At 68.7% G+C, this 13,722-nt stretch carries 10 protein-coding genes, 1 tRNA gene and 1 pseudogene; 6 read left to right on the top strand and 6 right to left on the bottom strand.

Features of this window, described 5'->3' with window-relative positions; all coding sequences use genetic code 11:
- Positions 1–265: pseudogene (locus tag FLX07_RS33185) on the bottom strand (glycoside hydrolase); the annotation flags it as partial.
- Positions 266–612: 347 nt separating this feature from the next.
- Positions 613–2,259 (bottom strand): alpha/beta hydrolase, encoded by a 1,647-nt coding sequence (locus FLX07_RS33180; RefSeq protein ID WP_223854266.1) that lies wholly within the window; start codon positions 2,257–2,259, stop codon positions 613–615.
- A 306-nt stretch (positions 2,260–2,565) separates the two neighbouring features.
- Between FLX07_RS33180 and FLX07_RS33175 the strand changes: the two genes are divergently transcribed.
- The 4 genes from FLX07_RS33175 to FLX07_RS33160 all read left to right on the top strand — a co-directional run bounded on the left by FLX07_RS33175 (position 2,566) and on the right by FLX07_RS33160 (position 6,130).
- A tRNA-Thr gene (locus FLX07_RS33175) sits at positions 2,566–2,642 on the top strand.
- Between the two features lie 474 nt (positions 2,643–3,116).
- Entirely contained in the window at positions 3,117–4,250 is a 1,134-nt protein-coding gene (locus tag FLX07_RS33170; RefSeq protein ID WP_142575631.1) for a sensor histidine kinase, read from the top strand.
- A gap of 8 nt (positions 4,251–4,258) precedes the next feature.
- Positions 4,259–4,957 (top strand): response regulator, encoded by a 699-nt coding sequence (locus FLX07_RS33165; protein ID WP_268239550.1) that lies wholly within the window; start codon positions 4,259–4,261, stop codon positions 4,955–4,957.
- 60 nt (positions 4,958–5,017) lie between these two features.
- Entirely contained in the window at positions 5,018–6,130 is a 1,113-nt protein-coding gene (locus FLX07_RS33160; RefSeq protein ID WP_142575630.1) for an alpha/beta hydrolase family protein, read from the top strand.
- Between the two features lie 327 nt (positions 6,131–6,457).
- Here the strand turns inward: FLX07_RS33160 and FLX07_RS33155 are convergent, their stop codons facing one another.
- The 4 genes from FLX07_RS33155 to FLX07_RS33140 all read right to left on the bottom strand — a co-directional run bounded on the left by FLX07_RS33155 (position 6,458) and on the right by FLX07_RS33140 (position 11,390).
- Positions 6,458–8,620, bottom strand: coding sequence for a phosphocholine-specific phospholipase C (locus FLX07_RS33155; protein ID WP_142575629.1), 2,163 nt, complete (start codon positions 8,618–8,620; stop codon positions 6,458–6,460).
- Between the two features lie 433 nt (positions 8,621–9,053).
- Complete coding sequence (locus FLX07_RS33150) at positions 9,054–9,863, bottom strand: GNAT family N-acetyltransferase (RefSeq protein WP_208762522.1); 810 nt, start codon at positions 9,861–9,863, stop codon at positions 9,054–9,056.
- Complete coding sequence (locus FLX07_RS33145) at positions 9,860–10,321, bottom strand: nuclear transport factor 2 family protein (RefSeq protein WP_142575628.1); 462 nt, start codon at positions 10,319–10,321, stop codon at positions 9,860–9,862. The genes FLX07_RS33150 and FLX07_RS33145 overlap by 4 nt, the downstream gene beginning before the upstream one ends.
- Before the next feature lie 166 nt (positions 10,322–10,487).
- The gene (locus FLX07_RS33140) at positions 10,488–11,390 is read right to left on the bottom strand and encodes a LysR family transcriptional regulator (protein ID WP_142575627.1); all 903 of its coding nucleotides are present in this window, start codon (positions 11,388–11,390) and stop codon (positions 10,488–10,490) included.
- A gap of 104 nt (positions 11,391–11,494) precedes the next feature.
- On the opposite strand from FLX07_RS33140, the gene FLX07_RS33135 reads away from it, so the two are divergent.
- Positions 11,495–12,334 (top strand): SDR family NAD(P)-dependent oxidoreductase, encoded by an 840-nt coding sequence (locus tag FLX07_RS33135; protein ID WP_142575626.1) that lies wholly within the window; start codon positions 11,495–11,497, stop codon positions 12,332–12,334.
- 218 nt (positions 12,335–12,552) lie between these two features.
- Positions 12,553–13,554 carry an SDR family NAD(P)-dependent oxidoreductase gene (locus FLX07_RS33130; RefSeq protein WP_142575625.1) on the top strand — a complete coding sequence of 334 codons (1,002 nt, stop codon included), beginning with the start codon at positions 12,553–12,555 and terminating at the stop codon, positions 13,552–13,554.
- Positions 13,555–13,722 lie beyond the last annotated feature (168 nt).

Raw genomic sequence — 13,722 nt, 5'->3', positions numbered from 1 at the left:
AGCCGTGGTCGGTCCAGTTCACCATGTCGGCCGAGGACCAGACCCGCCAGTCCTTCATCGTGAAGTACGTCGAGCCGTCCTCGTCGTGCCCGGTGTAGAGGTAGACCCGGCCGTTGTAGACCAGCGGTGCCGGGTCCGCGGTGTAGATGGTCTGCACGATCGGGTTGTCCGCCCTGGCCGCGCCGGCCGGAAGCAACGCCAGCACGCACAGCAGGCCCACGATCCAGGCGACCACGCGCCTGGACAGTGAAAAAGCGGATCTCACATGCGCCTCCTCAGGTGGTGGTCGCTCACCGTGCGCGCCGCGTGATCGATGGCGTGGTTACGTTAATGTGAACGCTAACAATCGACGGATGACGACCATGGCCGTGTGGGCGGAGCCAACCGTATGCGCGGGTGACGGTCAAGGTGCGGGCCTCACCGAGGCGGCGACCAGCGGCCGGATCACCTGTGCGAACTGGTTGTTGGAGCTCCACCGAGGAGACCAACGCGTGTGAAAGTTTCACCCTGAGGAGAATTAACGTACGGGCATGCTTCGCCGGGCCGACCCTGCTCCGTCAGATGGACGGCGGCGCGAGCGCCCGGGCCGGCTGCGACCACCGCTCTCGCTTGTCAGCCCGTCTTCGGGCAGATGGTGCCGTTCCTGGGAGCGCGCAGGGCGAGCAGGTAGTCGTCGACCGCGTTGTCCACGCACGCGGAGCCGCTGCGGTAGGCCGTGTGCCCGTCGCCGTCGTACCCGAGGAGCACGCCCGAGGTCAGCTCCGAGGCGAGCCCCTGAGCCCACTCGTACGGCGTGGCGGGGTCGCGCAGCGTGCCGACGACGAGGATCGGCGGCGCGCCGGCGGCCTTGAGCGGCTTGTCGGTGCCGACGGACTTCGCGGGCCAGTAGGCGCAGGGCAGCGAACCCCACATCACGAACGGCCCGAAGTGCGGCGCGACCTTGGCGGCCTCGCCCGCGGCCTGCCGATACGTGTCGAGCGCCTTGGGGAACGGGTGGTCCACGCAGTTGACGGCCATGTTCGCCTCGGTCTGGTTCGAGTACGAACCGTCGGACCGCCGGTCGACCAGCAGGTCGGCCATCTGGAGCAGCTCCGTCCCGTCGCCCCCGTTCATCGCCTTGCCCAGCGCCTCCCGGAGCCGGGGCCAGGCCGCGCGCTCGTACAGCGGGGTGGCGATGCCGATGACCGCCCACGCCTCGTCGACCGGCCGGCCGTCGCCGAGGTCGTTCTTCAGCGGCTGCCGGTCGGCCCTCGCCAGCAGGTCGCTGATCTCCTTCATCGCGCCGTCCACCGTGCGGCTCTTGAAGGGGCAGGCGCTGTTGAGGAAGCAGTCCTCGACGAAGGCCTTCAGCGCCACCTCGAAGCCCTTCGCCTGCACCTCGTTGGACTTCAGCGACGGCACCGCCGGGTCCACCGCGCCGTCGAGCACGAGTGCCCGTACGTGCTTGGGGAACAGGTCGGCGTACATCGCGCCCAGGTAGGTGCCGTACGACTTGCCGAGGTAGGTGAGACCGGGGTCGCCGAGGACGCCGCGCAGGACGTCCATGTCCCTGGCCGCGTCGGCCGTGCCGACGTGGGGGAGGAGCCGGGCCGACTTGGCTCCGCAGCTGTCGGCGAACTGCTTGGACACCTTGTTGAGCGCCGAGACCTCCGCAGGCGTGTCCGGGCTGGAGTCCATTCCGATGTACGCGTCGAGCTGGGAGGCCGTCATGCACGTGACGGGGGTCGACTCGCCCACACCACGGGGGTCGAATCCCACGATGTCGTACTGGGCGCGCACCTTGTCGCTCACCACGGAGCGGGCGGCCCGCGCGTACTGGATGCCGGAGCCTCCGGGCCCGCCCGGGTTGATGAGCAGGGAGCCGGCGCGCTTGCCGGTGGCCGGCAGGCGGATCACGCTGAGCTCGATGCGCTCGCCCGAGGGCTTCGTGTAGTCGAGAGGCACCTTGATCTTGGCGCACTGGAAGCCGTCGCCGCACGTGCGCCAGGTGGGTCGCTGCGCGTAGAACGGGCGCAGTTCGGCGCTGGGCGCCTCGACCGCCGGCTGTGTCCGCGCGCCGGCGCTCGGCTGTTCGGAGGCGGTCGGCGCGTGGCTGGAACACGCCGTGAACGGCAGCAGTGCGGCCAGCGCCGCGACCGCCATCCGCCGGCTCGGACCGCCGCCGTACCACGTACGCGGCGGTGTGACCTTCACTTTGTGCCCGGCCGATCGCATACCCGTCGTTTCCCCTGCCGTCGCCTGCGTGACGAGGACCAGCATGCCGCCTGTCGAGGGCGGGCGGCGACCTCCCGGCAAGGGCCGCGAAGGATGAGGTCAAATGTCTGGCGGCCCGTGGGCGCCGTCCGGCGGGACACGGCGGTTTTCCTGTGACAGATGCGCCTGGTATGCCGTGTTTCTGCTGCTCATCGGGCAAAGAGTGCCTCTACAAGCGGCTGGGGAAGTTTTACGGTCTCCGTGGTGCGCATCCGGCTCCGGGAGCGGGATCGCCGGGCCGCGACGCTCCGGTGCCGGCGGTGCACGAGAACCGCGATGAACCTGTAGACTGTGCGAAGCCGCTCGCGGCGTGCCGCCTTAGCTCAGTCGGCCAGAGCACTTCACTCGTAATGAAGGGGTCAAGGGTTCGATTCCCTTAGGCGGCTCCACCTTAAAGGCCCTCCCGGTCCACCCGGGAGGGCCTTTGTGGTTCATTACAGCAGCGGCGTACAGCAACAGGTATCAACCACGGTCCTCCGATCTATAACGACAAGCGCCAGCCCAGCCACGTCAACCACCGTCTGACAACGTGGCGGACATAGTCCGCTTGAATCGCGGGCAGGCAGCCTTCGATTCACTCGCGCGGGACAACTTCCAAGATTGCGCTGCAGCTCTGGATGACCTTCCCTCACCACTGCGCTCTCCAGCAATGGCAGGCCGGCGTCGGTCAGGCTTAAAACTTCACGATTGACTCATGGCCGGTTTTCCCGATATCTCGGCTGGACCCGTCATCGGCAGGACCCACCGGCGCCGAGATTCCGCACGTACGCGAGCGGGCGCTTGTGAAAGCTTCACTGGGGAGCCGGCCGGTCTCGCTCTCAGGAGTGAGGCCACGGCCACAAGGTGTCGGGGATACTGGCCGGATGCGTCGTGTACCTCCCATGGTGGTCGACGCGGTGCTCGCGATCGGGTGCTTCCTGTGCATCATGATCATGGCCGTGCTCAACCATCGCCTGGAGTGGTGGGTGGCCGCCCTGGCCGTGGTGAACACGCTGCCGCTCCTGTGGCGGCGGCGGTTCCCTCTGCTCGTGAGCACCGTGACGGGGATCAGTGCCGGCGCCCTCTTCCTCACCGACTCGATGGGCGGAATCCCCGCCGCGTCGCTGATCGCGACCTACGGCCTCGCCTCACTGTCCCCGCCCGCGCGGATGCTGATCGGAGTGCTCTGCACCATCGCGGGGTTCGCCTCCGCGGCGGTGCTGCAGCATCACCAGCCGCTCAGCTACGGGCCCACGGCGGCGGCGTTCGTCGTCGCCTACGCCCTGGGCACCGGCGCGCGAGCGCGCAGGGACCGCATCGCCGTCCTCGAAGAGCGCGCGCGGCGGCTCGCCGAGGAGCGGGAGGTCGCCGCCGTACGCGAACGGGAGCGCATCGCACGGGAGATGCACGACATCGTCGCCCATGCGATGAGCCTGGTGATTCTGCAGGCGGAGGCCGGGCCCGTGGCGCTGCGTACCGACCCGGCCAAGGCCGAGCGGATCTTCGACACGATATCGACGACCACCAGGGACGGTCTGTCCCAGCTCCGCAGGGTGCTCCTCGCGCTCAGGTCGGAGGAGGCCGAGCGCCACCCGCAGCCCGGCATCGAGTCCGTCCCATCCCTGATCGAGGGCGTGCGGCAGGCCGGGCTCGACGTCACCTTCGAGGAACGCGGCGAGCCCCGCCCCTGCCGCTCCGATCTCGCCGTCACGGTGTACAGGATCGTGCAGGAGGCACTGTCGAACACGATCAAGCATGCCGAGGCGACCCGAGTGCGGGTCCGCATCACGTGGCGGGACGATGCCCTCGACCTGGAGGTCCACGACGACGGGCGCGGCGTGAGCGGAGAGCGCGGGCAGGGCGGGCATGGGCTGATCGGCATGCGCGAGCGCGTGGCGGTGGCCGGCGGCCGGCTCGTCACCGGCTCAGACGGGACGGGCTTCCGCGTTGCCGCCAGCCTGCCGCTCGCCGCCGCTCTCACAGACGCCGCCAGTCCCACGGACTCGCGGGCCCCGTAGACTGAGGCGTGCCGACGCAGAACAGCATCCGGGTGCTCATAGCCGACGACCACACCCTCGTCCGCGACGGCCTGGCCATGATGCTGGCGGAGCAGCCCGACATCGAGGTGGTGGGCGAGGCCGCCGACGGCGCCGAGGCGATCAGCGCGGCCCGCGAGCTCCAGCCGCACGTGGTGCTGATGGACGTGCGGATGCCGAGGGTCGACGGCATCGCGGCGACCGCCGGGATCTGTCGTGACACCGCCGCGAAGGTGCTGGTCCTGACCACCTTCGACCTCGACGAGTACGTCTACGACGCGCTGCGCGCGGGCGCGAGCGGCTTCCTGCTCAAGGACATGCGGCGGGCCGAGCTGGTGGAGGCGGTCAGGGTCATCTCAGCGGGCGAGTCGCTGCTCGCTCCGACGGTGACCAGGCGGCTGATCGGCGACGTGGTGGGCCGCTCACGCCCTGCCGCCGCACGCCCTGCCGCCGCGCACCAGGCCGACGATCGCAGGCTGGCCGCGCTCACCGTCAGGGAACTCGAGACACTGCGCCAGGTCGCGCGAGGCCTGTCCAACGCGGAGATCGCCGCCGAGCTGTTCGTGACGGAGCACACCGTGAAGACACACGTCAGCAGCATGCTGGCCAAGTTGGGCCTGCGCGACCGGGTGCAGGCGGTGGTGCTCGCGTACGAGTCGGGGCTGGTCACGCCCCGCTCTCAAGAGTGAGGCGGGATCCCACTCCTCCGGGCGATCCACCGGCCTCTGCCGTACGACCAGCATGAGGACATGAAGCGAAAGTTGCTCGTGGCCGCCTCCGCGCTGGCGGTCCTGCTGGTCGGAGGGATGGGAGCAGGTGCCTGGTATGTCAGCGACATCACGCTAGTGCCGAAGCACCCGGAGACGATCACCTATCCCGAGGTCGTCCTGGGCGTGACGGACAGTACCATCACCGTCAACGCGTCCGCCGCCACCACCCGCCCTGGCACGTGGTCGCTCAACTGGAGCAGCGGCTCCGCCTTGGTCGGCGACATCGTCAAGAGGTCGGCCGGCCGGGTGGAGCGCGTGCGCGTCAGCGGTCAGACTCCGCCGACCGGGATCCGCGCGTCGATGTACATGACCTACAGCGGCGACCCGGAGACGGCGCTCGGCCTCGACTTCACGGAGATCATGGTGCGGACCGAGTTGGGCGACGCGCCCGCATGGTACGTGCCCGCGCGCGGCGACACCTGGGCGATCACCGTGCACGGCAGCAACGCCTACCGCAACTCCAGCCTGCACGCCATCGCCACCATGCACCGGGTCGGCTTGCCGGTGCTCGACATCACCTACCGCAACGACCTCGGCGCGCCCGCGTCCCCGGACGGATTCCTGCACCAGGGCGAGTCGGAGTGGCGTGACCTGGAGGCCGCAATACGCACGGCGCGGTCCATGGGCGCCAGGCGCATCGTGCTCTACGGCGGCTCGATGGGCGGCGCGATCGTCGGCCAGCTGCTCACCCGCTCTCCCCTGGCGGACGTGGTCTCGGCCGCCGTGCTGGAGAACCCGGAGATCAGCAGCCGGCGTACCGGCGAGTTCGCCGCTGCCCAGATGCACATGCCGTCGTTCATTGTGCCGATCATGGAGAAGGTCATCAACTGGCGCGGCGGTTTCGACGTCGCCACGATCGACCTGCTCGGCCACCCGCCGCGGGTAAAGCCGCCCACGCTGCTGCTCATGGGCGACGCCGACAAGGAGCACCCGGTGGAGACTGCGCGTGAGCTGGCCAAGGCGTCGAGCGCGATGAACTGGCCGATCCAGTACGAGGAGTTCCCCGGCGCCGGCCATTCCGAGATCTGGAGCACCAACCGCGAGCGCTACGACCGCACGCTGGCCGCTTTCCTCACCCGTAACTTGAGGTGAGCACCTTGGCCCTGGCGCTGGGTCAATCTCTCAGGATCGTGGCATGACCACGAAAACCAGTGCAATACTTCACGATCCACCATGACGGCGGTCGCACAAGCAGGTCGTTACCCGTGGAGGCTTCGGCCTCCACGTACTCGTAGAGCGTATGGCTCTGTTCCACGAGGTCAGTCTTCGAGTCCACGGAGGGCGGGTTCGTGGCGCCCGGAAAAGGACAGGCCCTCCCCGCGGGCCGGTCGCGATTCACTCGCGGTCCAGGTGTGGCGGGAAGGGCCGTGCGGCGGGAAGGGCTTGGCCCTCGGTGTGGTTCTCGGTGCGGTCGCCGGATCAGCCGGTGATGCTGGCCTCACCGGTCTCGAGGTGGCCGACGAACCGCTGCGACCAGCCCTCGTCGTTGTCGGCCGTGACCGTCACGTCGTACCAGCCGTCGCTTTCCTTCACCGGGTTCACCGTCCACGCCTCCTTGCCGTGCGCGTTGACCTTCACGGTCTGCGGCTTGCCCGAGATGTAGTTGTTGTGCGTGATCGTGAACGTCACGCGGGTGTCGCCGTTGTTGTGCAGCCAGAGCTTCAGCTTCGGGTTCTTCGTCGACTTGCCGTCGTAGTAGTCCGCCTCGACGACGAGGTCCTTGCCCGCGGTGGTGACGTCGCCGACGAACCGGCGCAAGAACCGGTTCGGGCCGGTGACGGTGATGTCGTACGCGGTGTCGTCGGCGGAGGAGCCCACGGGGCCGGTTCCGGACATCGTCGACCTCGCGGCGACCGTGTACTGGCCCGGGAACGCGGCCGGGTACTGCGCCAGCGTCGGGAGCCCGGCCCGGTTGTTGTACACCGAGAAGTGGCTCGCCTTCGTCACGAAGGGGGCCTCGTTGCTGAAGGTCAGGTTCGCCACAGCGCCGGTGAACCCGGTCAGGTTGGCGTTCGGCTGGTACGGCAGCGGACGCGCCCGCTTGGTCCCCTCCTCCTGCGTCGGCATCGTGTTGTCGCCCGGCAGCGGGGTGTACCGCGTCTCGGGGATGAGAGGCCCGGTCTCGGGAAGGTCGGGCATGCCGTAAACGGGCTTCTCGAAGTCGAAGGCGGTCGTCAGGTCGCCGCAGACCTTGCGCCGCCAGTCGCTGATGTTGGGCGAGACGGCGGGCTTGCCGAGCGCGCTGGTCCACTTCTCGATGAACTGGATGACCGAGGTGTGGTCGGAGACCTCCGAGGTCACCCAGCCGCCGCGGGTCCAGGGCGAGATGAGGATGAGCGGCACGCGGAAGCCGAGCCCGACGGGGAGCGGCTCGGTGACGCCGTACGCGGCCATGGTGCCGGAGACGAACTCGTCCGCCTCGCCCGGCGCCGGCACGGGCGGCGGGACGTGGTCGAACTGACCGTCGTTCTCGTCGTAGTTGATGATCACCAGGGTCGAGTTGAACACGTCGGGGTCGGCGTTGAGGGCCTCGAGCACGCCGCGGAGGAAGTACGCGCCGTTGCTCGGCGCCGTGACCGGGTGCTCGGAGAAGAACTGGTTGTTCACGACCCAGTTCACCTGGGGCAGGGTGCCCCCCAGCACGTCGGCGCGGATCGCGGCGATGAGGTTGTCGGCGTTGCCCGCCAGCCCGGTGGCCGGCTCGGGGACGTTCTTCACGCCGTTGTCGTAGTAGACGTCGCCCGGTGCGGCCGTCCCGCCCTGAGTGGGGTCGAGCTTCGCGAAGGTGTTGAAGTACTCCAGGCCGTTGTCGCCGTAGTCGTCGGCGCACTGGTAGACCCGCCAGCTGACGCCCGCCGCCTGGAGCGTCTCGGCGTAGGACTCCCAGGGCAGGAACTTGCCGCGCTCGTCGCCGCCGTCGTAGGCGGTGAAGCTGCCGTGCTTGTGGTCAGCGTTGATCGTTCCGCCCCACAGGAAGGTGCGGTTGGGCCCGGTGGCGCTGAGCACGGAGCAGTGGTAGGCGTCGCCGACCGTGTATGCGTCGGCGAGGGCGTAGTGGAACGGCAGGTCATGGCGGTCCAGGTAGCCCAGCGTGGTCGGGCCGCCCTTGGCGTAGTACCAGCCGTTCATGAGGCCGCCGTACCAGGCGCCGTGCTGGTCGGTCCAACCGTGGCTGGTGCCGCCGTAGTTGGCGGCGCCGAGTTCGGCGCTCGGCGGGGTCGCCCCACTCCAGGTCTTGGCCCCGCTCAGCCGCCACGGGTACTGCGTTTCGGCTTCGGCCGTCAACGTCTTCGGCTGCTCCCAGACGGTCTTGCCACCGGGGAGCACGATGGTCGAGCGGTCACCGAAACCGCGCACGCCCTTGAGGGCGCCGAAGTAGTGATCGAAGCTGCGGTTCTCCTGCATGATCACGACGACATGCTTGATGTCACGGATGTCGCCGTACGGCTTGGGCGGGTGGCCGGGCTTCTTCTGCGTGGTGGCTGCGGCGGCGCTCGCGTTGGGCAACGCGGCGCCGACGGCGGCCGCTCCTGTTACGGCAGCGGCAGTGCCGAGGAAATTTCTACGGGACAGTTCAGGCATGGCTTCAGACCTCCGCGTGCGGGATGTGCCGCACGACGCTAGCCGCGAGATCTTGCTCGGAGGCGACGAGAAGCCAAAGCCGACATTGCCGATTGGTGCTGTCCATATAGCTACGAGTGCCGCCAAAGCGGACGAAAGGATTGATCGGACGCCGTGCAGGTGTTCACCATCGGCGAGCCGATCCGCACGTGGGTGGTGCTCTGGCACGCCGAAGACGCCGCCGATGTCGGCGAGCACCGGACTGGTCGCGGCGAACACGCTGGTGCTCGCGCCCTAGGCCTTGGGGCCTGGAAGGAATTGGCGCGGGCCGCGCGGCGACGTCGCGGACGTCGTTCGCCGAACGCTTCCACACCGCCAAGGCGGTCTCGGTGTGACCCACCAGGGCGAGCGTGGCGTCGCCGTGCGCGATTCCCGCTACAGCGGGGATACCGCCCTACGCCGGAGCGGTTATCACGGTCAGGTGTTCTTCGGTACGGAAGCCGGCCGACTCGTATACGGATTCAGCCATCTTGCTCGCGTAGAGGTAGGCGGTGGTGGCGCCGGCGGCGTAGCCCGCACGGACCATCGCCATCGTGACGGCCCGTCCGTACCCGCGCCCTCGGTAGCTCGGCAGCGTGGTGATGTTGAAGATTCCCGTCAAGCCACCCGAAACGGCTGTCATTCCTGTCCCTACCGGTATGCCGCGCAGCTCTGCCAGGTAGAAGGTGTGCCCGTCGACGTTCGCAAGAGATCGGTCGGCCAGCATCTTGAACATCTCGCGCGGCGCCTCGAAGCCGTCGGCGACAGTCTCGGCGTAGAGGTCGAGTTCATCGGCCGGCACGGCGCGAATACGCAAGGAGTCGATGGCCGGTTCGGCCGGAAGTCCTCGCTCGGGCCTGCGTATCATCAACGGCTGTCTGGTGAACTGGGTCAGCCCATGCTCCGCGGCCACCTTGGTGACGAGAGGCCCCGCCTCTCCGCGTACATGGATGCTCCAGGGAACCTCCCATCGGCCTTCGGAGGCTGCCAGCGCCGCTATCTCATCAGGGATCGGCTCCACGTCGGGGCTGATGATGGCGTTCAGCGTGGCGATCGGAGCCCCGGAGACGGCCAAGACAGCGCCGTTCGGCCCTCGTCGTGCGTGACCTGCGGCAGCGGCGAGCTTCTCGAAGGTGGCCGCGTACGCTGCGACAACCGGCTTGATCGGGTCATCGGCTGGAATGGTTGGGTTAACCATAAGTACCACCTTGTCGTAGTCGGTCAAGCGGTCGAAGGCCGGCGGTCGACCCAGTCGACGATGAGCCGGCGCTCGGCGAAAAGCCACCGGCCGTCCTGCCGGACGAAGGCGTCGTGGTAGCGGATCGACATGACCATGAGGGTGCGCTGTCCCTCCTCGGTCCAGAGATGGTGCGCCAGGCAATAGGTTTCGCCGGTGGCGCGGTCGCCGTCGACGGTCACCGTGCTCTGACCGTTGAAGTGCGTCGTCTTGTCGTAGTTCCGCAGCGAGCCGAAGGCGGCGGCCAGCTCGTCGCGGCCGTTGAGGGTCTGCGCCGGCTCGGCGCCGGGTTCGCCGTCGTACACCGCGACGTGGGCGTCCTCGGTGAAGAGTGCCGCCTGCCCCTGGGCGTCGCGTCGGTCCGCCAGGTGGGCGTAGGCGTCGACCAGTTCGCGGATCGCCAGCCGATCGGCGAACTGTTCGGGGAACGGGTTGGGACTGCTCATGGTGGTTCCTTGTGCTCTGCGGGACGGCACCCTGTGGTGCATTTTCAGGATCGATACTGGCCTGGGCCGGTCCGGACCGGCCAACACCGGTTACCTGGCACGGCGGCAGGAGCGGCCTGTGGCCTCTGGTTGCCGGCACGCGTGTCCCCAGGCGCTCGGCGGGTGGTCAGCCGGTGGCGGTGAGGTCCGTCGTGGCGGCCAGGTCGGTTACCACCTCCACCATCCGGCGCAGTGCGGGCGAGTTGTTGCCGGGCCGCCAGACCATCTCGGTCGGCATGCGCTCCCCGGCGAGCGGTATGAACACCACGCCGGTACGGCGCAGGTTGTGCGCCGACCAGCCGAGGCGGGTGATCCCGACGCCGGCCGCGACGAGGCCGAGCAGCCCCTGAACGCTGGTGTCCCGGGCGACGATGTCGGGAGTGAAGCCTGCGGCGCGGAAGCCTTCTTCGAATTTCTGGTGCCACGGCTCCCAGGAACTGCGCGGGGTCATCACCCAGCGTTCGTCCGCCAGCTGGGACAGGGTCAGCTCGGTGCGGTCGGTGAGCGGATGCCCCTGGGGCAGGACGGCGCACACCTGTTCGGTGGCGACGGTGCGGGAGGCGAGGCCCGGGACGTACGGCGGGCGGGTGAACGCGAGGTCGTAGCGGCCGTCGAACAGGCCGCCGACGAGCGGCCCGATGGCGGTCTCCTCCGTGCTGAGTTCCAGGTCGGGCAGACGTTCCCGTGCGGCTCGGACAACCGGTGGAAGCAGGTGGTTCGCGACGGTGGCCAGGAAGGCCAGACGGAGCCGGCCGGTCTCGCCGCGCAGGGCCCGTCGGATCACGGTGACGGCCTCGTCGGCGCGATCCAGCACCGCGCGTGCCTCGGGCAGGAACAACGCCCCGATATCGGTCAGTTTGGTGCCGCGACTGTCTCTGTCGAACAGTCTCGCGCCGAGAATCCGTTCCAGTGCGGTGATCTGCTGCGACAGCGACTGCTGCGTGATCATCAGCCGGGCGGCGGCCTGAGTGAAGCTCGACTCCTCTGCGACGGCGACGAAGTATCTGAGTTGCCGCAGGTCAGGGGTCACAGTCTGAGCCTACCGCCGTGCCAGGCAACCGGTGTTGGCCGTAGCCGGCCGTCCGCGGGCAGCATCGTTCGCGTTCACGACGAACACGTAACGGGAGCGGGAAGATGCAGAACGACACGCAGGGCCGGGTCTGGTTGATCACCGGGTGTTCCTCCGGTTTCGGCCGCGAACTGGCGCTGGCGGCGGTGGCCGCCGGCGACCGGGTGATGGCCACCGCCCGCCGGCCGGAAACCCTGACCGAACTGGCCGACCACGGCGAAGGCCGGATCAGCACCGTGGCGCTCGACGTCACCGAACCGGCCTCGATCGACGCTGCGGTGCGGGCCACGCTGGCGTTGTACGGCCGGATCGACGTCGTGGTGAACAACGCCGGCTTCACCATGATCGGGGCCGTCGAGGAAACCTCGATGGAGCATCTGCGTTCACTGATGGAGGTCAACTTCTTCGGTGCCGCGGAGGTCACCAAGGCGGTCGTCCCCCTGCTGCGCGAGCAGGGCAGCGGGACGATCGTGCAGATGAGCTCTCTGGGCGGCCGGATGACCTACCCGGGGCTGGGCGGCTACGACGCCGCGAAGCACGCGCTGGAGGCTTTCAGCGAGGCGCTGTCGAGTGAACTGGCGCCCCTGGGCGTCCGGGTACTGCTGGTGGAACCGGGCATGTTCCGCACCAAGATCTCCAGCAACATGGTTCTGGCCCCGGAGAACCCGGCCTACCAGGAGAGCTCGGGAGGTCTGCGGCAGATGGTCGCGGGGATCGCGGGCAACGAACCGGGCGACCCCGCGAAGGCCGCCGCGGCCATCATCGAGGTGCTCGACGCCGAGAACCCGCCGCTGCGGCTCGTGCTCGGCGGCGACGCGGTCGACGCGTTGCGTGCCCACCACGAATCCCTGCTGGCCGACATGGTCACCTGGGAGACGCTCAGCCGCTCGACCACGATGACGTGATGTCCACACCCTTCTCTGCCTGATCGCGGCCATGGAGTGGCATGGCCGACGCCCTCACCCACCGCCGCAGAACGCGACCGCAACGGCGACTCGTGCCGAGCAGGAGCCGGACGAGCGCGAACGCCTCCTCCGAGATCCGAGATCCGAGATCCGAGATCCGAGATCCGAGAGACGCGGGGCAGGCGGCATCTGCGGCATCCTTCAAGGAGAAATTTCGCATGACCAGTCCACAACACCCGATCGGCTCCGGCTTCGGCGCCGAATCCACCGCTGCCGACGTGATCAAGGGGATCGACCTCTCAGGCAGAACCGCGGTCGTCACGGGCGGCCATTCCGGCCTCGGTCTGGAGACCACCCGGGCCCTGCGTTCTGCCGGCGCGACGGTCGTCGTCCCGGTGCGCTTCCCGGACCGTGCCCGCGACACGCTCGCGGGGATCGACGGCGTTGAGATCGAGCAGTTGGATCTGATGGATCCGGCCTCGATCGACGCGTTCGCCGACAGGTTCCTCGCCACCGGGCGGCCGCTGCACATCCTGGTCAACTGTGCGGGGATCCAGAACGTGCCGCTGACCCGGAACGCCCGCGGGTATGAGGCGCAGTTCGCCACGAACCACCTGGGACACTTCCAGCTCACCACGCGACTCTGGCCGGCTCTGCGCCGGGCCGGAGGCGCGCGGGTGGTCACGGTGTCGGCCTGGGCGCACCACCTCTCACCCGTGATCTTCGACGACCCGAACTTCGAACGGCGCGAGTATGACGGGTGGCTGGGGTACGGCCAGTCGAAGACCGCCAACATCCTGTTCTCCGTCGGGCTGGACCGGCGGGGTGAGGCCGACGACATTCGCGGCTTCAGCCTGCACCCGGGCCTCATTATCGGCACCAACCTCAGCCCGTGGACCACGCCGGAGTATCTCCGAACGAACGACCTCGTCGACGAGCACGGCAACCGGGTCATCGACCCGCAGTCGGGCCGTAAGACCGCCGAACAGGGAGCCTCGACCATCGTCTGGTGCGCCACCGCCCCGCAGCTGGACGGCATGGGCGGCGTCTACTGCGAGAACAACGAGATCTCCCCGCTGCTCACCTCGCACGACGAGACCGTCGACGTGATGACGGGCCGGGTGGAGACACCTGTCGGGGTGATGTCCTACGCCGTCGACCCGCAGCTCGCCGACCGCCTGTGGGACCTGAGCGAGCGGCTGACCGGCAGCACGATCTGACGCTCCGGCGGCGATCTCGGGGAACGGCCCGCCGCGGACCGTGCCTGCGACGGATTCCGGTGGTTTCCGCACCGGTTTCTCCTGGCGGCCCGTCATTGATCCGTAAGCATTCGCGATCCCGGGCGGCGGTATGGTCGCGACTGTGCCTGTGAATTTCCTTCCCGGCGC

The sequence above is a fragment of the Microbispora bryophytorum genome (assembly GCF_006874465.1).
Lineage (GTDB): Bacteria > Actinomycetota > Actinomycetes > Streptosporangiales > Streptosporangiaceae > Microbispora > Microbispora bryophytorum.
This window is presented reverse-complemented; position numbering and strand designations above follow the sequence as displayed.

Excerpts from the sequence above, each read along its gene's own strand:
- FLX07_RS33180 (WP_223854266.1), bottom strand. The coding sequence starts at position 2,259 with ATGCTGGTCCTCGTCACGCAGGCGACGGCAGGGGAAACGACGGGTATG.
- FLX07_RS33170 (WP_142575631.1), top strand. The coding sequence starts at position 3,117 with ATGCGTCGTGTACCTCCCATGGTGGTCGACGCGGTGCTCGCGATCGGG.
- FLX07_RS33160 (WP_142575630.1), top strand. The coding sequence starts at position 5,018 with ATGAAGCGAAAGTTGCTCGTGGCCGCCTCCGCGCTGGCGGTCCTGCTG.
- FLX07_RS33130 (WP_142575625.1), top strand. The coding sequence starts at position 12,553 with ATGACCAGTCCACAACACCCGATCGGCTCCGGCTTCGGCGCCGAATCC.
- FLX07_RS33135 (WP_142575626.1), top strand. The coding sequence starts at position 11,495 with ATGCAGAACGACACGCAGGGCCGGGTCTGGTTGATCACCGGGTGTTCC.
- FLX07_RS33155 (WP_142575629.1), bottom strand. The coding sequence starts at position 8,620 with ATGCCTGAACTGTCCCGTAGAAATTTCCTCGGCACTGCCGCTGCCGTA.
- FLX07_RS33145 (WP_142575628.1), bottom strand. The coding sequence starts at position 10,321 with ATGAGCAGTCCCAACCCGTTCCCCGAACAGTTCGCCGATCGGCTGGCG.